At 64.5% G+C, this 18,268-nt stretch carries 19 protein-coding genes; 8 read left to right on the forward strand and 11 right to left on the reverse strand.

What is annotated here, in order from left to right; translation table 11 throughout:
* Nucleotides 1-7: 7 nt before the first annotated feature.
* From sufD to ABIE56_RS14590, 5 genes are read right to left on the reverse strand one after another with little or no spacing between them, the layout of a single operon-like run.
* On the reverse strand, nt 8-1,333 hold the full coding sequence (sufD, locus tag ABIE56_RS14570; protein WP_429244506.1) for a Fe-S cluster assembly protein SufD: 1,326 nt from the start codon (nt 1,331-1,333) through the stop codon (nt 8-10).
* Entirely contained in the window at nt 1,330-2,136 is an 807-nt protein-coding gene (sufC, locus tag ABIE56_RS14575) for a Fe-S cluster assembly ATPase SufC (RefSeq protein ID WP_429244507.1), read from the reverse strand. The genes sufD and sufC overlap by 4 nt, the downstream gene beginning before the upstream one ends.
* Complete coding sequence (locus ABIE56_RS14580) at nt 2,136-2,543, reverse strand: ACT domain-containing protein (protein ID WP_429244508.1); 408 nt, start codon at nt 2,541-2,543, stop codon at nt 2,136-2,138. The genes sufC and ABIE56_RS14580 overlap by 1 nt, the downstream gene beginning before the upstream one ends.
* A 3-nt stretch (nt 2,544-2,546) precedes the next feature.
* Nucleotides 2,547-4,007 carry a Fe-S cluster assembly protein SufB gene (gene sufB / locus ABIE56_RS14585; RefSeq protein ID WP_429244582.1) on the reverse strand — a complete coding sequence of 487 codons (1,461 nt, stop codon included), beginning with the start codon at nt 4,005-4,007 and terminating at the stop codon, nt 2,547-2,549.
* A gap of 14 nt (nt 4,008-4,021) precedes the next feature.
* Nucleotides 4,022-4,474 carry an SUF system Fe-S cluster assembly regulator gene (locus ABIE56_RS14590; RefSeq protein ID WP_429244509.1) on the reverse strand — a complete coding sequence of 151 codons (453 nt, stop codon included), beginning with the start codon at nt 4,472-4,474 and terminating at the stop codon, nt 4,022-4,024.
* Nucleotides 4,475-4,717: 243 nt separating this feature from the next.
* On the opposite strand from ABIE56_RS14590, the gene ABIE56_RS14595 reads away from it, so the two are divergent.
* Nucleotides 4,718-5,137 (forward strand): cupin domain-containing protein, encoded by a 420-nt coding sequence (locus ABIE56_RS14595; RefSeq protein WP_429244510.1) that lies wholly within the window; start codon nt 4,718-4,720, stop codon nt 5,135-5,137.
* Nucleotides 5,138-5,167: 30 nt separating this feature from the next.
* Here the strand turns inward: ABIE56_RS14595 and ABIE56_RS14600 are convergent, their stop codons facing one another.
* A complete protein-coding gene (locus ABIE56_RS14600) occupies nt 5,168-5,377 on the reverse strand; it encodes a hypothetical protein (protein ID WP_429244511.1) in 210 nt (69 codons plus the stop codon).
* 10 nt (nt 5,378-5,387) lie between these two features.
* Nucleotides 5,388-6,122 (reverse strand): MlaA family lipoprotein, encoded by a 735-nt coding sequence (locus ABIE56_RS14605; RefSeq protein ID WP_429244512.1) that lies wholly within the window; start codon nt 6,120-6,122, stop codon nt 5,388-5,390.
* 257 nt (nt 6,123-6,379) lie between these two features.
* Here ABIE56_RS14605 and ABIE56_RS14610 point away from each other — a divergent pair, with 257 nt between their 5' ends.
* The 4 genes from ABIE56_RS14610 (at nt 6,380) to ABIE56_RS14625 (ending at nt 10,263) form a co-directional block, all read left to right on the forward strand.
* Nucleotides 6,380-7,090, forward strand: a complete 711-nt coding sequence (locus ABIE56_RS14610; protein WP_429244513.1) for a response regulator — start codon at nt 6,380-6,382, stop codon at nt 7,088-7,090.
* Nucleotides 7,090-8,433 carry a HAMP domain-containing sensor histidine kinase gene (locus tag ABIE56_RS14615; protein ID WP_429244514.1) on the forward strand — a complete coding sequence of 448 codons (1,344 nt, stop codon included), beginning with the start codon at nt 7,090-7,092 and terminating at the stop codon, nt 8,431-8,433. Before ABIE56_RS14610 ends, ABIE56_RS14615 begins: the two co-directional genes overlap by 1 nt.
* A 176-nt stretch (nt 8,434-8,609) precedes the next feature.
* Nucleotides 8,610-8,948, forward strand: a complete 339-nt coding sequence (locus ABIE56_RS14620; RefSeq protein ID WP_139984600.1) for a P-II family nitrogen regulator — start codon at nt 8,610-8,612, stop codon at nt 8,946-8,948.
* A complete protein-coding gene (locus tag ABIE56_RS14625) occupies nt 8,938-10,263 on the forward strand; it encodes an ammonium transporter (protein WP_429244515.1) in 1,326 nt (441 codons plus the stop codon). Before ABIE56_RS14620 ends, ABIE56_RS14625 begins: the two co-directional genes overlap by 11 nt.
* Nucleotides 10,264-10,271: 8 nt before the next feature.
* Here ABIE56_RS14625 and ABIE56_RS14630 read toward each other — a convergent pair whose 3' ends face one another.
* Nucleotides 10,272-10,442: a hypothetical protein gene (locus ABIE56_RS14630; protein ID WP_429244516.1), complete on the reverse strand. Its 171-nt coding sequence runs from the start codon at nt 10,440-10,442 to the stop codon at nt 10,272-10,274.
* A 238-nt stretch (nt 10,443-10,680) separates the two neighbouring features.
* Between ABIE56_RS14630 and ABIE56_RS14635 the strand changes: the two genes are divergently transcribed.
* Complete coding sequence (locus tag ABIE56_RS14635; RefSeq protein WP_429244517.1) at nt 10,681-13,701, forward strand: TonB-dependent receptor; 3,021 nt, start codon at nt 10,681-10,683, stop codon at nt 13,699-13,701.
* Between the two features lie 102 nt (nt 13,702-13,803).
* Here the strand turns inward: ABIE56_RS14635 and ABIE56_RS14640 are convergent, their stop codons facing one another.
* The 3 genes from ABIE56_RS14640 to ABIE56_RS14650 are packed head-to-tail and all read right to left on the reverse strand — an operon-like array spanning nt 13,804 to nt 16,321.
* On the reverse strand, nt 13,804-14,307 hold the full coding sequence (locus tag ABIE56_RS14640; RefSeq protein ID WP_429244518.1) for a RidA family protein: 504 nt from the start codon (nt 14,305-14,307) through the stop codon (nt 13,804-13,806).
* A complete protein-coding gene (locus tag ABIE56_RS14645) occupies nt 14,304-14,720 on the reverse strand; it encodes a c-type cytochrome (protein WP_429244519.1) in 417 nt (138 codons plus the stop codon). Before ABIE56_RS14645 ends, ABIE56_RS14640 begins: the two co-directional genes overlap by 4 nt.
* The gene (locus tag ABIE56_RS14650) at nt 14,717-16,321 is read right to left on the reverse strand and encodes an FAD-dependent oxidoreductase (RefSeq protein ID WP_429244520.1); all 1,605 of its coding nucleotides are present in this window, start codon (nt 16,319-16,321) and stop codon (nt 14,717-14,719) included. The genes ABIE56_RS14645 and ABIE56_RS14650 overlap by 4 nt, the downstream gene beginning before the upstream one ends.
* A gap of 150 nt (nt 16,322-16,471) precedes the next feature.
* Here ABIE56_RS14650 and ABIE56_RS14655 point away from each other — a divergent pair, with 150 nt between their 5' ends.
* Both ABIE56_RS14655 and murU read left to right on the forward strand, forming a co-directional pair.
* A complete protein-coding gene (locus ABIE56_RS14655; RefSeq protein WP_429244521.1) occupies nt 16,472-17,485 on the forward strand; it encodes an aminoglycoside phosphotransferase family protein in 1,014 nt (337 codons plus the stop codon).
* Nucleotides 17,482-18,156 carry an N-acetylmuramate alpha-1-phosphate uridylyltransferase MurU gene (gene murU / locus ABIE56_RS14660; protein ID WP_429244522.1) on the forward strand — a complete coding sequence of 225 codons (675 nt, stop codon included), beginning with the start codon at nt 17,482-17,484 and terminating at the stop codon, nt 18,154-18,156. The genes ABIE56_RS14655 and murU overlap by 4 nt, the downstream gene beginning before the upstream one ends.
* Nucleotides 18,157-18,268 lie beyond the last annotated feature (112 nt).

An 18,268-nucleotide genomic window follows, 5' to 3' on the forward strand; every position in this document is an offset into this window, starting at 1 on the left:
TCCGGACTTATTCGGCGGCGAGGGTGGTCGGCAGGTGTGTCACCAGCAGATCGCCCAGGTGTTCGCGCAGGGCCTCGTTGGGCAGCGATTCCAGTGCCGCCCGGCAGAACGCCAGGGTAAGCAGGCTGCGCGCCTCCACCAAGGGGATACCGCGCGAACGCAGGTAGAACAGCGAGCGTTCGTCGAGCTGGCCGATGGTCGCGCCGTGCGCGGCCTTCACTTCATCGGCGTAGATCTCAAGCTCCGGCTTGGTATCGATTTCCGCCGAGCCCGACAGCAGCAGGTTCTTGTTGCTAAGCGAGGCATCGGTGCCATCGGCACCCTCGGCCACCACGATCGCGCCGCGGAACACACCACGCGAACGGCCATCGGCAATGCCACGCCACAGGGCTTCCGAGGCGGTATCACGCGCCTTGTGGTGCACTTCCAGCTGCGTATCGACATGCTGGCGGCCAGCGAGCGCGAACACACCTCGCGTATTGAAGCGGGCGCGATCGCCAAGGACATCGGCGGTGAGTTCATGCCGGACCAGCGCGCCGCCCAGTTCGAGGGCGTGCACGGTCACCGTGGCGTCGGCATCCAGGCGCACATCGCCGCGGCGCACCAGCGTCGTCGCAGACGAGGCATCCTGGACGATGACCAGGCCCAGCGTCGCGCCTTCGCGTGCGGTGTAATCGGCAACGACCGTACCCAGCTGGGTCGCGTCGCCTGCCGCCACGAAGTGCTCAACGACATCCACGTGGGCACCCTTCCCCGCCTCGACCAGAACGCGCGCGTGCCAGGCCGTGTCCGGCTGGGTGCCGCTGGTGACGTGGACGATATGCACGGGATTCGCCACCTGGACGCCATCGGCCACGCGCAGCACCACGCCTTCGCTGGCGAGGGCGGCGTTGAGGTGGGCGAACGCATCGGCGGCGCCGCGACGGTAGCGATTGGCCAGGGCAAAGCGCAGCGGTTCCGGCTGATCGGCCAGCGCGTCGCTGAGCGGCGCCAGCTCCACGCCGTCGCCGGCATTGAGCGAGGAAAGATCGGCGCGGAAGGTGCCATCGACCAGGACAACGCGCGCGCCATCGACACCCGGGAGCGCAAACAGCGAAGGCGCGATGGAGGCGCCTGCCGCTACACCGCTATCGGCAAGCGCAAACGCGCGCTGGGAAAGCGCACGCAGCGGCGTGTACTTCCACGCCTCGTTGCGCCCTTCCGGCAGGCCGGTTTCGGCAAAGGCATCCAGGTTTTCGCGGCGCGCGGCATCGAGCCACGCAATGCCCGTGGTGGGCACGGCGGCGGCGGCATCCAGCGCCGCCCGCACGAACGGGGACGGCGCGCTGGTCATGCCGGCGCTCCAGCCAGGTCGGCCTTGCGCAGGTGCGGGTGCTTGTCGGCAAGCCACGCGTAACCTTCGGCTTCGAGCTTGAGCGCCAGCGACTTGTCGCCGCTTTCCACGATGCGGCCACCGGCCAGCACGTGGACGAAATCCGGTTCGATGTAATCGAGCAGGCGCTGGTAGTGGGTAACGACGATGAACGATCGCTCGGCCGAACGCAGCGCGTTCACGCCTTCAGCCACCTGCTTCAGCGCATCGATATCCAGGCCCGAATCGGTTTCATCCAGGATGGCGAGCTTCGGCTCGAGCACAGCCATCTGGAAGATCTCGTTACGCTTCTTCTCGCCGCCCGAGAAACCCTCGTTCACGGCGCGGTGCAGCAGCTCGTCGGAGATCTGCATGATCTTCAGCTTCTCGCGCACCAGCTTGAGGAAGCGCATGGAATCCAGCTCATCCTCGCCACGGAACTTGCGTTGCGCATTGAGTGCGGCACGCAGGAAGTAGGTGTTGTTCACACCGGGGATTTCGACCGGGTACTGGAAGGCGAGGAACAGGCCGACCGCCGCACGCTCTTCCGGCTCGAGCGCGAACAGATCCTGCCCACCGAACGTCACCGACCCTTCGGTCACTTCGTAGCCATCGCGGCCGGAGAGCACGTTGCCCAGCGTGGACTTGCCCGCGCCGTTGGGGCCCATGATGGCGTGCACTTCGCCCGGGTTCACGGTGAGCGAAAGGCCTTTAAGGATCTCCTTGCCTTCAACGCGGGCGTGGAGGTTTTCGATCTTGAGCATGTGCATGGCGGTGCTGTCCATCAGGGCGTCAGGTGCGAGAGCGCATCGAGCGCTTCGTCGCGGCGGTCCCAGGGCACGAAGATGTGATCGTGCAGGAACGCTGAAACGGGGTTGCAGGGAATGCCGCGCCTGGCGAGCGCGGCGGAGACGGCGGCCATCATGCCCACCGCGGTAAGGCTGGACTGCACGCGTAGGGTGATGCATGCCCAGAGCATGCGATCGCCGCTACGGTCATCCTCGGTCACGTCGACGATGAGCGTGGTGCCTTCGTCTTCGCGGAACATCATCAAGGCTTCGGCCACGCGCTCGCGGGCACGATCGTGCGAGACGTGGATGAAGCGCTTGGGCACCGGATCCACTTCCGGATCCAGCGCGGCCAACAGCGCGCGCAGGTCGGTAAGCCCCGGTGCGGAGCCAGCGATACCCATCGCTTAGCCCACCGCGCCTTCGAGCGACACTTCGAGCAGCTTCTTGGCTTCCACGGCGAACTCCATGGGCAGCTCGCGGAACACCTGCTTGCAGAAGCCATCCACGATCATCGATACGGCATCTTCTTCGCCAATACCGCGAGAGAGGCAGTAGAACAACTGATCGTCGGAGATCTTCGAGGTGGTGGCTTCGTGTTCCACGATCGCGCCCGGGTTCTTCACTTCCATGTACGGGAAGGTGTGCGCACCGCATTTCTTGCCGATCAGCAGCGAATCACACTGCGTGTAGTTGCGCGCGCCATCGGCACCCTTCTCGATCTTGACCAGGCCGCGGTAGCTGTTCGAGCTGCGCCCCGCGCTGATGCCCTTGGCCACGATCTTCGACTTGGTGCCCTTGCCGATGTGGATCATCTTGGTGCCGGTATCGGCCTGCTGGCGGTGGTGGGTGAGCGCCACCGAATAGAACTCGCCCACCGAGCGGTCGCCACGCAGCACGCAGCTGGGGTATTTCCAGGTGATGGCCGAGCCGGTTTCGACCTGGGTCCAGCTGATCTTCGATTCCACGCCGCGGCAATCGCCGCGCTTGGTCACGAAGTTATAGATGCCGCCCACGCCGTTCTCATCACCGGGGTACCAGTTCTGCACCGTGGAGTACTTGATCTGCGCGCGATCCAGCGTCACCAGCTCAACCACCGCGGCGTGCAGCTGGTTTTCATCGCGCATGGGCGCGGTGCAGCCTTCCAGGTACGACACGTAGCTATCGTCCTCGGCGACGATCAGCGTGCGCTCGAACTGCCCGGTGTTGATCGCGTTGATGCGGAAGTAGGTCGACAGCTCCATGGGGCAACGCACGCCCTTGGGGATGAAGACGAAGCTGCCATCGGAGAACACGGCGGAGTTCAGCGCGGCGAAGTAGTTATCGCCCACTGGCACCACGCTGCCCAGGTACTGGCGTACCAGATCGCCGTGCTCGCGGATGGCCTCGGACATGGAGCAGAAGATGACCCCGGCCTCGGCCAGTTCCTTGCGGAACGTAGTGCCGACGGAGACCGAATCGAACACCGCATCCACCGCTACACCGGCCAGCTTGGCGCGCTCATGCAGCGGCACGCCCAGCTTCTCGTAGGTTTCGAGCAGCTTGGGGTCCACTTCATCCAGCGATTTCGGGCCCGACTTGGGCGCCGAGTAGTAGCTCACCGACTGGTAATCGATGGGCCCGATATCGAGCTTGGCCCAGTCCGGTTCCGGCATGGTCAGCCAGTGGCGGTAGGCGGCCAGGCGCCACTCGGTCATCCACTCCGGCTCGCCCTTGATCGCCGACAGCTGGCGGACGATGTCCTCGCTGAGGCCGGGCGGTAGGCTGGTGGATTCGATATCGGTGACAAAGCCGGCTTCGTAACGGCGGTTGAGCGCCTCTACGACTTCAGCGTTGTCGCGCACCGGGTCTGCCACGTCGCGTGTCATGTTCTCGCTCTCGTTCATGCGTTTGCCTGCGCGGCATCAGCCACGCCCTTCGCCGGCGCCGTGGGGCGCCCGGCCAGCATCTGTGCCAGGGTCATACCGCGCAGCACGCCATCGATGGCCCCGGATACGGAGCGCCAGCTACCGCTGACCCCGCATTGCGACTGACGCTCGCAGTGGCCTTGGGCAATGCTGCATTCGGTAAGCCCGATAGGCCCTTCCAGCGCCTCGACGATATCGGCCAGGCTGATCGCTTCCGCTGGCCGCGCCAGGCGGTAGCCGCCATTCACGCCGCGGAACGAATCCACCAGTCCGGCGTGGCCAAGCAGCTTGAGCAGCTTGGAAACGGTCGGCAGCTCCAGGCGCGCCTCATCGGCGATCTGAGCCGTGCTCAGAACGTCGCTGGGGTGCGTGGCGATGACGGTCATCACCACGGTGGCGTAGTCGGTTAGTCGGCTGACGCGGAGCATCGGCAGGAAGGGGAATGGGAAACCGGACCAAAATGGTACTGTTTCGAGGCCCATTTTGCAACGCAACGTGGCCAGGCCCCTGTAGGAGCACGTTTGCGCGCGATGGGGGCCGGCGGCGGCCCTGGATCGCGCGCAAGCGCGCTCCTACACGAGCTCGCTTGGTACAGCCATTTCGATCATTCCTGGTGCTTTCGGCTGTACCGGCATCGGCGCATGCTCCTTTCACCCCAAAGGAGCCAACCCATGAAACGCCTCTACGCAACCCTGCTCGCCCTCCTCCTGCCCGTTGCCGCCGTGGCGGCCCCGCCCACCACGCCAACGACCCCGCAGGAACACGTCGCCGTGAACTTCTCCCGTGACCTGCCCAACGTGCCCGGCAAGAAGCTCACGGCGGTGGAGGTGGTCTACCCGCCGGGTGCGGCATCGGCCCCGCACCACCATGCCGGGTCCGCCTTCATTTACGCGTACGTGGTTTCGGGCAGCATCGTCAGCGAGGTGAACGGCGGCGGTGAGCATACCTACAAGGCCGGTGAGAGCTTCTACGAGGAACCGGGCTCACACCATTCGGTCAGCCGCAACGGCAGCCGCACCGAACCCGCGAAGCTGCTGGCCGTGTTCATCGTGGATAGCAACGACGCCCACCTGACCACGCCGGACAAGTGAGCGACGGGCCGCCGGTTTACCGCGAAACCATTACCCGCCGCGCTCATGTACGCGTATCGCCTTGATCATCGCAATCAGGCGAGAGGTCTCTCCGGCTTCGACCAGATCCTCGGCGGTGCGAAACCCCAGCTGCGCGATGGGATCATCGGTAAACCAGGCGCGGCGCCGGGCGCGGTCCGGCTCGACGTGGCTGGCCTCGGCAAGGACGCGCGCGGTATCGGTCAGAACGCGAACGGACATGGCGAGGGCCTCATGGATTGACCGGAAGGCCGGTGGCGGAACGCCCCTCGCCGGCTGCCTCGGCGCTATGCACGTCGCCGCGCTTTCCGTCCGCAACAAGTGCCACGCGCCGGGCCGCGGCGTTATCGCGCAGCGCGGCATAGTAGTCAGGCGATCGCTCGAGCCGATCAGTGAGCGGCAAGGCACGGGCGCGACCATCGACAATCCCGCCCACCGTTGCGGCGGTATTGAGCGTCGACACGGTATCCGAGTTGTCACCCAGCCGGTTGAACGACAGGGTGAGGATTCGCCCGATCGAGTCGCGCACGTTCGAGGATCCGAACACGGGCAGCTCCACGGTGTGGCCCGGGCCGATGCCCCATACGCCGAACGTCTGGCCCAGGTCCGCATCGTGCCGCGGCATGCCCCACTTCCCAGCTACGTCGAAAATGCCGGCCACACCAACGGTGCTGTTAATGATGAACCGGCCAGCGGTATTCAGCGAACGCAGGCTGTTCGCCTGGAGCAGGTCGTTGGCGAAGACCAGCGGCTCCCGGAGATTCTGTGAAAAGTTGCGGACGCCATTGCGCACAGGCTTCGGCAAGTGCGAGTAACCACGTGCAACGGGCCCCAGCAGCACTTTGTCCAGGCCGTTGTTAAAGGCGAACACGGTGCGGTTAATTGGCTCGTCGCGCGGCGCCGGGGTGGCGGTCGCCGATTCGTCGCTCTTTTTAACGCTATGCGAACAGCCCGAAAGCGCCAGCAAGGTAGCGGCCGCTACGCCGCCTCGCCATGCGACAGCGCAGGTACGGGATGGGGAACGGGTGTGGGACGGATCGGGGCGTCGGGCAGTCAGCATCGGAGCTCTCGGCGGGGTGGGAACCACTGAGAATCGCCGCGGCTTGCGTCTCGTGTTTTTCCAGTTCGCTTCGGGCCGTTCACAATGTTTCAGGCCGGAAACAAATGACACCGTCCCGGCGCGAGCCGCTATAAAGGACACTACGCAAAACGAACGGGCAACCGATGCAACGCCTCCTCATCGTGGATGACGACGAAGAGATCCGCTCCCTGCTCCAGAAATTTTTCCAACGGAGCGGCTTCGAGACGGACACGGCTGCCTCGGGGGCGGACATGGACGCGCGCCTTTCGCGGGCCCGCTACGACCTGGTCATCCTGGATGTCATGCTCCCCGACGAGGATGGCTTCAGCCTGTGCAAGCGACTGCATGCCGCCGGCGGAACCGCCATCATCATGGTCACCGGCGTGGTCGAACCCACCGACCGCATCGTGGGGTTGGAACTGGGTGCCGATGATTACGTCACCAAGCCGTTCGATGCACGCGAACTGCTGGCGCGTGTGCGTGCCGTCCTGCGCCGGAGTGAATCATCCGCGGCAAGCGGCGGCCAAAGCCATGCCCCCATGCTTCGTTTCAGCGGCTGGCGCCTGGATATCGTGCGGCGTGAGCTCCGGTCCTCGGACCATACGCTCACGCCCCTCTCAGGTGCGGAATTCGAGCTGCTCGTTGTCTTCGCACAGCATCCACGGCGCGTCCTCACCCGCGAGCAGCTGATCGACCTGTCGCGCGGCCCACGCCACGAGGCATTCGATCGCAGCATCGATGTACAGGTGAGCCGGCTGCGCCGGAAGATCGAAGAAGACCCGGGTGACCCCGAAATCATCCGCACGGTGCGGAATGTGGGTTACATGTTCAACGCCACGGTCGAGCGCACGTAATGCGCCTGGGCCGGTGGACATCGGACACCATAGGCCGCTGGTTTGCCCTCAATATCGTCGCGGCGGTCGTCATCGCCGCTGCCATGAACGCGGCTTTCTCGGCATTTGCCGGGGTTTGGGCAAGGCCTGGCCTGCTTGAGATCGGCATCGTCGACCAGGCCGTCGCCATTACCCGGCTGCTCGACCGATCGCCGAGAACGTGGCGGCCGACCCTGGCCGCATCGGCAAGCAACGATCTCTACACCGCGGCATGGTTCCCGAACGACGGCACGCTACCCGGCTCGATCGCCACCTCCGCCTTCCACGCGGGTGGTGGAAAGATCCGCGCCATGCTGGGACGCCCCACCGCACGCGTGTTTGCATACGAGCCGGGCGATCCCGATCCGCATGGCCAGCCCGAGAAAACGTACGGCCTGGCCATCGAGCTCTCAGATGGTTCATGGATTCGCTTCATCGCGCCAGAGCGTAGCTGGGGCTTGAGCCCCGTCACGCGGGCATTGCTCACCGGCAGCTTCACCGTGATATGCAGTGTTCTCGTTGCCGCGCTTGCAAGCCGCCGGCTCGCCAGGCCCATGGAACGCTTCGCCCGACAGGCCCAGCGCTTTGGCGCCGATGTGAACGCGCCGCCCATGGAGGCCACCGGGCCGGTTGAAATCCAGCTGGCGGGCCACGCCTTCAACGAGATGCAGTCGCGGGTGCAGCGCTACGTGGCCGACCGCACGGCGATGCTCGCGGCCATCTCACACGACCTGCGTGCGCCGCTCACCCGCATGCGCCTGCGCGGAGAGTTCATCGACGATGACGAGCAACAGCGCAAGCTGTTTCGCGATGTGGATGAAATGCAGGCCATGGTGGATGCATCGCTCGACTTCTTCCGCGATGACAGTGAGCAGGAACCGTCAACCCGATTTCTACTCTCCGAATTGATCGAAACGGTGCTGGACGATTTTCGTGACGCCGGACACACGGTGGCTTTCGCGACACCGGGCAACGTCACCTATACGGGCCGCCCGCTCACGCTGCGCCGCGCCATCGCCAACCTCGTGGATAACGCGATCAAATACGGTGGCAGCGCCCAGGTGAGCCTGCAGGATGGCGACGGCGGGGTCGAACTCCTTGTCGAAGACGCCGGCCCGGGCATTCCTGCTGAACTGCGCGAAGCGGTGTTCCGGCCGTTCTACCGGATTGAAGGCTCGCGCAACCGGCAAACCGGGGGCGTGGGTCTCGGCCTCGCCGCGGTGCGCTCGGCGGTGCGGGGACACGGCGGCGATATCGCGCTGGAGTCGCGCACGGGTGGCGGCCTGAGGGTGCGGGTGAGGCTGCCTGCGGTCACCGCGGCGTAACTTTACCGGCACCACATTGGACTTCCGCCAGCGCCATGTTGGTGCAACAGCCACCCAGCGTGCGCACGCGATGAAGACCACATCCGTTGCGGCGCAAGGCCTTCAGACCCCACTATCCGCATGGCACGCATCGTGCCTTGCCCTACCCATCCAAACCAGATGGGGAAGCGCGGCACATGAAGTGGATCAACGCGATCATCAAGCCGTTCACGCTGGACGATGTGCGGGAGGCTCTCGCCGAGGTGGGGGTACAGGGCATGACGGTGACCGAGGTGAAGGGCTTTGGCCGGCAGCACGGGCACACCGAGCTTTACCGGGGCGCTGAATACGTTGTCGATTTCCTGCCCAAGCTGAAGATCGAGATCGCGGTCACTGACGAGCAGCTCGAGCGGGCGATCGAAGCCATCAGTACCGCCGCGCGTACCGGCAAGATCGGCGACGGCAAGATCTTCGTCATCGACCTCGAACAGGCCATTCGTATCCGCACGCAGGAGGTGGATGGCGATGCGCTCTAAGTCCTTCCGCTCCCTTGCCGCCGTCGCGGCCTGCTCCCCTGCCCTCGCCTTCGCCCAGGCCACTGCGCCGGCCAAGCTCGATAGCGGCGATACGGCCTGGATGCTCACGGCCACCATGCTGGTGCTGCTGATGACCATTCCGGGGCTCGCGCTCTTCTATGGCGGCATGGTCCGCGCCAAGAACCTGCTTTCCGTGCTCATGCAGTGTTTCGCGATCACGGCGCTGGTCACCGTGCTGTGGGTGGTTTACGGCTACTCGGTCGCCTTCGACACCACCGGCATGGCCGCGGGCACCACGGGCCTGCATTCGTTCGTGGGCGGCTTTGGCCACGCCATGCTTGCGGGCCTTGCCCCGGGCAGCCTGTACAACACGGTGCCCGAAGCCGTGTTCGTCATGTTCCAGATGACCTTCGCGATCATCACGCCCGCACTGATCGTGGGTGCGATCGCCGAGCGCATGAAGTTCTCCGCGCTGCTGGTGTTCACCGCGCTCTGGTTCACCGTGGTGTACCTGCCCATCGCACATATGGTGTGGGGCGGTCCCGGCTCGTTCCTGGGCGACCTGGGCGTGCTCGATTTCGCCGGCGGCACCGTGGTGCATATCAATGCGGGCATCGCCGGCCTGGTCGGCTGCCTGGTCATCGGCAAGCGCCGCGGGTACCCGACCACGCCCATGCCGCCGCACAACCTGGGCTACACGCTCGTCGGCGCGAGCATGCTGTGGCTGGGCTGGTTCGGCTTTAACGCCGGATCGGCCGTGGCCGCCAACGGCAGCGCGGGCATGGCCATGCTGGTGACGCAAATCGCCACCGCAGCGGCGGCCATCGGCTGGACCGCGGTGGAATGGATCACCCACCGCCGGCCCAGCGTACTGGGCATCGCATCGGGTGCCGTTGCCGGACTGGTCGCGATTACCCCCGCGGCCGGCACCTGCGGCCCGGGTGGCGCGCTCGTACTCGGCCTGGCCGCTGGCATCGTCTGCTTCTTCTGCGCCACACGCCTGAAGCGGAAGCTGGGCTACGACGATTCGCTGGACGTGTTCGGCGTGCATGCCGTGGCCGGCATCCTTGGCGCCCTGCTTACCGGCCCGCTCGCCGCGCCGGTACTCGGCGGGTTCGGCACCGTCACCGATCTGGGCCTGCAGTTGTGGATCCAGTTCAAGGGCGTGGGCTTTACCGTGGTGTACAGCGCGGTACTCAGCTACGCGATCTTCAAGGGTATCGCCGTAACCATGGGCCTGCGCGTGGATGAAGAGCAGGAGCAGGTGGGCCTGGACCTCGCGCTGCACGAAGAGCGTGGTTACAACCTTTCCTAAGATTTATCTCATCGCCTCATCGAGAAGAGCCCGGCCATGCCGGGCTTTTTTTGTTTCGGCAGGCCAAAAGTCGGTTGGCGTTCGTCGATTCCTACGAAATCCTTCATGCGGCAAGCGTTTGCCTCGGCGCGACGGACGTCCGGATGGCTGATCGCCGCAATGACGAAACGTGCGCTCAAGCCCCTGATTTTTATCTGGATCGATGGCGCGATCTCGTGTCATCGAAGCTTCACACAGGTTTGACACTCGTAATTTCCTGCCCTAGAACCGGGTTTCACCCGCTACCGGGAGGCCCTTCGCAGGGGAATGGCGAAAGGCCTCACGCCGGGTGATCCACGCGGGCTTCCCCCATGAGCCCGCTCCAACTCCGTCATCAACCAAGGGGCCCTCCCACAGGGGCCCGGTAGGGGCTTTTGCATGTCGAAAAATCACTCCGCCCGCCCGTTCCTGCGCCCGACCGCGCTTGCACTCGCGCTCGGCCTAGCTGCCGCTGGAAACGTCTACGCACAGTCCAACGCCTCCGGCGTGGTCTTCGGCCGCGTCTCCGCCGACCAGGGCACCACCGTGCACCTGCAGAACGTCGATACCGGGCTCAGCCGCGATATCAACGTGGATGCCGAGGGCCGCTACCGCGCCTCGTCGCTACCGGTGGGCCGTTACAACATCTCCGTGATGCGCGATGGCACCACGGTCAGCACGCGCGAGAACGTATCAGTGCAAATCGGCACGGGTACCGATGTCTCTTTCGTCACCGATACCGCGACGGCTGCGAACGCCGCCACGCTCGAGGGTATCCAGGTCACCGGTACGGCGTTGCCGACCATCGATGTCTCGTCGGTGGATTCGCGCACGGTGCTCACCGCCGACCAGCTGCAAAAGCTGCCGATCGCGCGTGATGTCACCTCGGCCGCGCTGCTTGCGCCGGGCGCGGTGGGCGGCGATTCGCGCTACGGCAACGTGGCCTCGTTCGGCGGCGCCTCCGCGGCGGAGAACCAGTACTACGTGAACGGCTACGCCGTCACCAACGCGCTGACCGGCCTGGGCCTCACCAGCCTGCCGTACGACGCGATCGACCAGCAGCAGATCTTCACCGGTGGCTACGGCGCCGAATATGGCCGTTCCACGGGCGGTGTGGTCAACATGATCACCAAGCGCGGCGGCAACACGTGGAAAGCAGGCGGCCAGGTCATTTACACGCCGGAAGCCCTGCGCGATGACCCGCGCAACATCTACCTGACCAACGGCCAGCTCTACCAGGACCGCGGCAAGAACAAGAGCTGGAGCACCGAATACTCCGCTTACATCAGCGGCCCGCTGATCAAGGACAAGCTGTTCCTGTATGCCACGGGTGACTTCATCCGTACCGAAGGTTTCACTCGCGGCTCCACGGCAGCCGCCACGGATACGAACTACACCACGAAAACCAACCGCTACCTGGCGAAGATCGACTGGAACATCAGCGATAACCACCTGCTCGAACTGACCGGCTTCAGCGACAAGACCACCGAACAGAACGATATCTACGCGTACAGCTACGCCACGGGTAATCGCGGCGCCTACCGCGGCTCGCTGTACAACAAGAACTACGGCACGGCCGGCGCCACGCCGGGCGGCGATGTGTACATCGGCAAGTACACCGGCTACCTCACCGACAATCTCACGGTGAACGCCCTGTACGGCAACAGCACCACCAAGCACCAGCAGACCGTGAATTCCGTGGGCGGCGAGTGCCCGCTCATCACTGGCAGCTTCAATGAGAACGGCCGCACCATCTTTCCACCGAACTGCTACCTGCAGGGCCAGCTGCTGGCGCCGGGTGCGGAAGACAAAACCCACGGCTGGCGCCTGGATGTGGAATACCGCCTGGGTGACCACGACCTGCGTGCAGGCCTGGATAACCAGACCCTCGAATCGTTCTCCGGTAACTCGTACGAAGGCCCGGATTCCGGCCGCGCCAATGGCGGTGCGTATTACTGGACGTACGGTAACGCACCAGCCAGCGGCAAGATCAACGGTTACCCCGACGTACTCTTCCCGGCCGGCACGACTCGCTACGTGCAGCGCGTGTATTACTACGCAGCCTCCAACGTGAAGACCGTGCAGGAAGCGCAGTTCATCGAAGACCACTGGCAGGTCAACGACCGCTGGCTGGCGTACATCGGGCTGCGTAACGAGCAGTTCAAGAACGTCAACGGCGCCGGCGATGTGTACGTGAAACAGCGCCACCAGCTGGCCCCGCGCCTGGGCCTGACCTGGGATGTGTTCGGCGATTCCTCGCTGAAGCTGTACGGCAACGCGGGCCGCTACCACCTGGCCATCCCGTCGAACGTCGCCATTCGCGCCGCATCGGGTTCCTACTTCCTCCGCCAGTTCGGCACCTTCGACAGCATCGATCCCGTCACGGGCATGCCGGTCGGCTTCGTGCCCAACGGTCGCGAGTACGCCTCCAACGGCCACGACGGCACCAACCCCGACCCGCGCACCATCGCCGCCAAAGGCATGGATGCGTACTACCAGGACGAATACATCCTGGGCTTCGACAAGCAGTTGGGTAGTGACTGGGTCGTGGGCGCCAAGGCCACCCTGCGTAAGCTGAAGAGCTCGATCGACGACTTCTGCGATTCGCGTCCGTTCGAAAACTGGGGCGCGCGCAATGGCGTGGACATGAGCGACGCCACCATTTCCGGCTGCTACCTGTTCAACCCGGGCAAGAGCAACACGTTCCAGGTCGACATGGATGGCAACGGCAACTTCCGTGACGTGACCCTGGCCAAGGGTGACTTCACCAACAACGGCATCGGCTTCCCGGATCTCAAGCGCAAGTACTACGCCCTGAACCTGTACGCCGAGAAGCAGTTCGACGAAAAGTGGTACGCGAAGTTCGATTACGTGTTCTCGCGCAGCTACGGCAACTCCGAGGGCATGCTCAAGTCGGATATCGGCCAGCGCGATCCATCGGTAACCCAGGATTGGGATGCGCCGGAGATCATGGTCGGCTCGAACGGCCCGCTGCCGAACGACCGTACCCATCAGTTCAAGGCATACGGCTTCTACCAGATGACGCCCGAGTGGCTGCTCAGCGCCAACATGGTGGTGGCCTCGGGGCGCCCGGTTAACTGCATCGGCCTCGCCCCGGGCGACCCGATCCAGTACGGCGCGTCGTACTTCTACTGCGATGGCAAGCTGTCCCCGCGTGGTTCGCGCGGCCGCCTGCCGTGGACGCAGCAGCTGAATGTCGGTGCTGAATGGCGCCCGGCGTTCGCCGACCACAAGCTGGGCTTCAACGTGGATGTGTTCAACATCTTCAGCCAGCAACGCGAAACCAGCGTCATCGAAGTCGGCGAAAACGCCGCCGGCGTGCCGGTGGCGACGTATAAGCGTGCCAATTCGTACACCCAGCCGCGGTATTTCCGCTTCTCGGTCCGCTACGACCTGTAATCGCAATCGTGCCGTGCGGCCCTCCCACCGCGCGGCACCTCTCCCCTCTTCCGAGATCGTTCTCGACCCGGCGTGCAAGCCGGGTTTTTTATTACCTGGCGATCAGGGGCGCACGGCAGTGACTTCGATTTCGACCAGGAAGTTGGGGCTGGCCAGTGACGCCACTTGCATGGCGCTTCGCGACGGCAGGTTCGGCTGCTGCGCCGTGCCGAAGAACTGCGTATAGCCACCCATGAAGCCGGCGAAATCCATCTTGCCGCCCTTGGCCGGGTCGCCTACCAGGAACACCTGCATCTTCACCACATCGCCCATCGACAGGCCCATGCCCTTCAGCTGCTTCTCGATCGAGGTGAGCACGCCGACCGTTTGGGTCTTCGTATCACCATAGGCCTGCGGGCTATCCTTCGGCGCGCTTGTATCGGCGACCGGCGGCACCACACCGCTGAGGAACACCAACGTCTTGCCCGCCGGGATTTCGACAGCAGCGGCGATGGGGAATGTGCTGTTCGGGATCTTGTGGCGCAGCACGTCGGTGGCGAACGCCGGCGTGGCAAGCAGGCAGGCCGCGGCGGCGGTCAGGATGACGGAATGGTGGGAGAGCTTCATCGTGAATCCTCGGGTTTCGGGGCGGGCGGCCGGAAGGCCTTGACCTGGTCGGCCGTGAGCGCATCGGTGTAGTGGTTGCCGAAGTGCGTGCGCACGTAGTTCACCACATCCGCCACCTGCTGGTCGCTGAGCAACATGGAGAACGGCGGCATGCCGCCACGGCCGTTCAACACCATCACCGCAGGGTAAGCCGCCGATGCCAGCTTCGGGTTTGCTGCCAGCGCCGGGTAGTGCCCAGCCCCCACGGCGCCCTTCGCATCCGGCATGTGGCAGCCCTGGCAGATGTGCGTGAAGATCTGCTCGCCGGTGACGTGCGCGGCATCCTTGCGTGCGAAGAACGCCGCGTCATTGGTCTGTGCCCCGGCGGCACCCGCGGCGAGCAGCCCGAACCATCCGCACAGCAGGGCCTTCATGCCGCACCCCCTGCCACCGCTTTGCGGTGCAACTGGTCGATAGCCGCCAACGAGGACAGTATCGCGCCTTCCTGCCACGCGGGCAGGTACGAGGCATGCTCGCCCGCCAGCACGATCCGCCCATCGAGTGAGCAGAGGTTGGCATAGTGTTGCTCGCGGGCCTGGTCGGTCCACCAGCCGAAGCAGCCGAGGGTCGAAGGCACGCGGTGCCAGGCAACCGCCATGCCGTTCTCATACTCCTTTTTGTACTGCGGGTGGATCTGGCTGCCGTATTCGAGCGCCTTGGCGATGCGCGTCGCCGGATCGAGCGAGGTGAACTCGTACGCTTCGGTAAAGAAGGCGTACGCACCCAGCAGCACGCCTTTCTTCGTGCCCACGCCATGGCTTGGGTAGCCGATCATGCCGATCGGCGTATCGCTGGTGCTCACGCCGCCGTAAATACGATCATCCTCTTCCCAGAAGCGCCGTTTGAACTGCAAGCCGACCTTGGCGGAGGACATGTAAGGCACGGCGGAAATGGCCGCCGCCTTTTCCGCGGAAACCTGGATCGGGATCTGGCTCAGAATGGAAAGCGGAATCGTACACACGCACCAATCGGCCTTGGCTTGCAGCGCCGTACCGGGCTTGCCCGTATCCTCGTAGGTAACGGTAACGCCACCATCGCTTTGCGCGATGCCCGTGACCTTGCTGTTGTAGCGGATGATCTGCGGGCCGATCTCACGCACGAAGGCTTTGCCGATCGCATCCATGCCACCGATGGGCTGGAGCAGGGTGGTCTGGTATTCGTAGAGCGCGCTCATGCCCAACTGCTTCCACAAGCCGGACTTCAACACGTCGGAAATGCCTACGGGATTCGAGAACGTCGGCTTGCCATCCGGACCACCGCCCGGTTCCTTCGCGTAACCACGGTGCTCGCTACTATCGCGGCCCGCCACGTAGCGGAACTGGCTATCAAGGCCGCCAAACTGGCGCAGCGACTCGAGCAGTATTTCGCGATCTTCTTTCGATACCAGGTCATCGAGGGCGCCCTTGCCGGACGCCTTGGCCAGCAATTCAGCGATACCGCCGTGCCAGTCGGCCTGGAGCTCGCGAAGCCGTTGTGGCTTGCCACCGAAGGCCTCGGGGTTATGCATGTAAGCGTTGTGGTTCACCTGCACAAACGGTTCGAGTGGCACGCCGAACTGGTGACAGTAATCGAGCACGCCGGTGTGGTGGTACGGAATGCGCCAGGGTCCGGGATTGAAGTAGAGGCCCTTATCGAACTGGCAGGTCTGCGTGTGCCCACCAAGCTCGGTGTAGGTATCACCGCCGCGCAAGGTCCAGTTACGGCCGCCGGCACGGGCGTTGTACTCGAGCACCTGCACCTTGTAGCCCGCCTTGCCCAGCTCGTACGCAGCGACCAGGCCGGCCAGACCGGCACCCAGGATCAGCACGCTGCCCTTCCCGCTGCCTTGCAGTGGCGGCGGTCGCCGGTAGGTAGATTCTGCGGCAAAACCCAGGTTGGTCATCGCCTGGTACATCAGCGCGCTGCCCCCAGCCACGCCGATCATCCGCAACAGGTCGCGCCGACTCAACGACGCGGGCGGGAATTCGCTACCCATACCACTACCCCTTGGCTACCCCGATGGCACAGAGTAACCATACGTTGCAGTGCACAACAACAGGCCGTTCGACATGCACCGCGTTGGTGCTATGACAGCGCTCGACAAACCCTCTAAGCTGGTTCGAACCGATCCACTTTGAATGCCCGCATGACCTTACATCCAGACCGCGCCGATGCCCGCCTTGCCTGGGCACGCCATGCCACCGGCCAGGCCGATCTCGCGCTCGAGCCAGCCTCGGCTGATGCAAGCTTTCGCAGTTACTGGCGCGGCTATGTCGATAGCCAGCCAGTGATCATCATGGATTCGCCACCCGCGCAGGAGAATCCCGCGCCGTGGGTGGAGATCGGCAAGCGCCTGCACGATGCCGGCCTGCACACACCCACGGTGATGGTCGCCGACCTCGACCAAGGCTTCCTGCTTATCGAGGATCTCGGCACGCGCACGTACCTGCCCGAACTCAGCGACGCGACGGCCGATGCGCTATACGGCGACGCGCTCGATGCGTTGCTGCGCATGCAGATGCACGTGGAAACGACGGGCCTGCCTGCGTTCAACCGCGAGTGGCAGACCATGGAAATGGAGATCATGCCCACGTGGTTTCTGCAGAAACACCTTGGTGTTTTTGTCGAATGCGAAGAGTGGGATGTAGTCGAGGGCGCGTTCAGCGCCATCCTGCATTCGCTCGCGGAACAGCCGCGCGCATTCATGCACCGCGATTACCACAGCCGAAACCTGCTGATCACGACGGACCGCTCGCCGGGCGTCATCGATTTCCAGGGCGCCATGTCGGGCCCGATCACCTACGACCTGGCGTCGCTGCTGCGCGATGCGTACGTCGTATGGGACAACGAACGCGTGGAAGGCTGGGTGGAGGCGTACCGCCTGCGCCTGCTCGATGCGCGTCTGCTCGATGAGACCGTGGATACCGGCCGGTTCCGCCGCTGGTTCGATATGGCCAGCCTGCAGCGGCATATCAAGATCCTTGGGCTGTTCTGTCGGCTGTATTACCGCGACGGCAAGGCGGGCTATCTCAACGACCTGCCGCGGGTGCTGCAGTACGTATTGGATATTGCACGGCGCCATGCCGACGTGGCCCCGTTGGCCGATTTCATTGCGGCGAAGATCGGCGCCCGCGATATCCGCGTGCCGGTGGCGGCATGAGGCATGCGCTTATCCTGGCCGCCGGGCTCGGCGAGCGCATGCGGCCACTGACGGATACGACACCCAAGCCGCTGCTGGAAGTGCACGGCAAGCCGCTGATCGTGCACCACATCGAGAAACTGGCTGCAGCCGGCGTGAACTACATCGCCATCAACACCTCGCACCTGGCCGAGCAGTTTCCCGATGCGTTGGGCGATGGTTCGCGCTGGGGCGTGCGCCTGCGTTACTCCTATGAAGGGCCCACCCCGCTGGAAACCGGTGGCGGGATGCTCAAGGCGCTGCCACTGCTGGGTAGCGAGCCGTTTATCGTGGTCAGTGCGGATATCTGGAGCGATATCGACTACGCGGCGTTGCCAAGCGAGCCGGATGGCGTCGCGCACCTTGTCATGGTGCCGAACCCTGATTTCCACCCGAAGGGCGATTTCGCGCTGCTGGATGGCAAGCTGTACGACGAAGATACGCCCGCGGAAGCTGAGCGGCTGACGTTTGGCAACGTAGGGGTGTACCGGCCGGAGATCGTGGCGGGCGAAGTGCCCGGAAAGTTCAAGTTGGCACCGATGTATCGGCGCGCCATCGCGCAGGGGCGGCTAACCGGCGAGCGGTTTGAAGGGTTTTGGCGGAATGTGGGGAGCCCTGGGCAGCTTGATGAGCTGCGGGCTCGCGTGGGTTAGAGACGCGGCGCCGCCCTGTTGATTTTCGCGCGCAAGCGCGCTCCTACAGGGAATGTCCGTATCGCCGCTTTGTTGGCTTTCGCGTGCAAGCACGCTCCTACAGGGACACGCG

The organism is Luteibacter sp. 621 (assembly GCF_050435445.1).
In the GTDB taxonomy this organism is placed as follows: Bacteria; Pseudomonadota; Gammaproteobacteria; order Xanthomonadales; family Rhodanobacteraceae; genus Luteibacter.

Excerpts from the sequence above, each read along its gene's own strand:
- sufD (WP_429244506.1), bottom strand. The coding sequence starts at position 1,333 with ATGACCAGCGCGCCGTCCCCGTTCGTGCGGGCGGCGCTGGATGCCGCC.
- sufC (WP_429244507.1), bottom strand. The coding sequence starts at position 2,136 with ATGGACAGCACCGCCATGCACATGCTCAAGATCGAAAACCTCCACGCC.
- ABIE56_RS14580 (WP_429244508.1), bottom strand. The coding sequence starts at position 2,543 with ATGGGTATCGCTGGCTCCGCACCGGGGCTTACCGACCTGCGCGCGCTG.
- sufB (WP_429244582.1), bottom strand. The coding sequence starts at position 4,007 with ATGACACGCGACGTGGCAGACCCGGTGCGCGACAACGCTGAAGTCGTA.
- ABIE56_RS14590 (WP_429244509.1), bottom strand. The coding sequence starts at position 4,474 with ATGCTCCGCGTCAGCCGACTAACCGACTACGCCACCGTGGTGATGACC.
- ABIE56_RS14595 (WP_429244510.1), top strand. The coding sequence starts at position 4,718 with ATGAAACGCCTCTACGCAACCCTGCTCGCCCTCCTCCTGCCCGTTGCC.
- ABIE56_RS14600 (WP_429244511.1), bottom strand. The coding sequence starts at position 5,377 with ATGTCCGTTCGCGTTCTGACCGATACCGCGCGCGTCCTTGCCGAGGCC.
- ABIE56_RS14610 (WP_429244513.1), top strand. The coding sequence starts at position 6,380 with ATGCAACGCCTCCTCATCGTGGATGACGACGAAGAGATCCGCTCCCTG.
- ABIE56_RS14615 (WP_429244514.1), top strand. The coding sequence starts at position 7,090 with ATGCGCCTGGGCCGGTGGACATCGGACACCATAGGCCGCTGGTTTGCC.
- ABIE56_RS14620 (WP_139984600.1), top strand. The coding sequence starts at position 8,610 with ATGAAGTGGATCAACGCGATCATCAAGCCGTTCACGCTGGACGATGTG.
- ABIE56_RS14625 (WP_429244515.1), top strand. The coding sequence starts at position 8,938 with ATGCGCTCTAAGTCCTTCCGCTCCCTTGCCGCCGTCGCGGCCTGCTCC.
- ABIE56_RS14635 (WP_429244517.1), top strand. The coding sequence starts at position 10,681 with ATGTCGAAAAATCACTCCGCCCGCCCGTTCCTGCGCCCGACCGCGCTT.
- ABIE56_RS14640 (WP_429244518.1), bottom strand. The coding sequence starts at position 14,307 with ATGAAGCTCTCCCACCATTCCGTCATCCTGACCGCCGCCGCGGCCTGC.
- ABIE56_RS14645 (WP_429244519.1), bottom strand. The coding sequence starts at position 14,720 with ATGAAGGCCCTGCTGTGCGGATGGTTCGGGCTGCTCGCCGCGGGTGCC.
- ABIE56_RS14650 (WP_429244520.1), bottom strand. The coding sequence starts at position 16,321 with ATGGGTAGCGAATTCCCGCCCGCGTCGTTGAGTCGGCGCGACCTGTTG.
- ABIE56_RS14655 (WP_429244521.1), top strand. The coding sequence starts at position 16,472 with ATGACCTTACATCCAGACCGCGCCGATGCCCGCCTTGCCTGGGCACGC.
- murU (WP_429244522.1), top strand. The coding sequence starts at position 17,482 with ATGAGGCATGCGCTTATCCTGGCCGCCGGGCTCGGCGAGCGCATGCGG.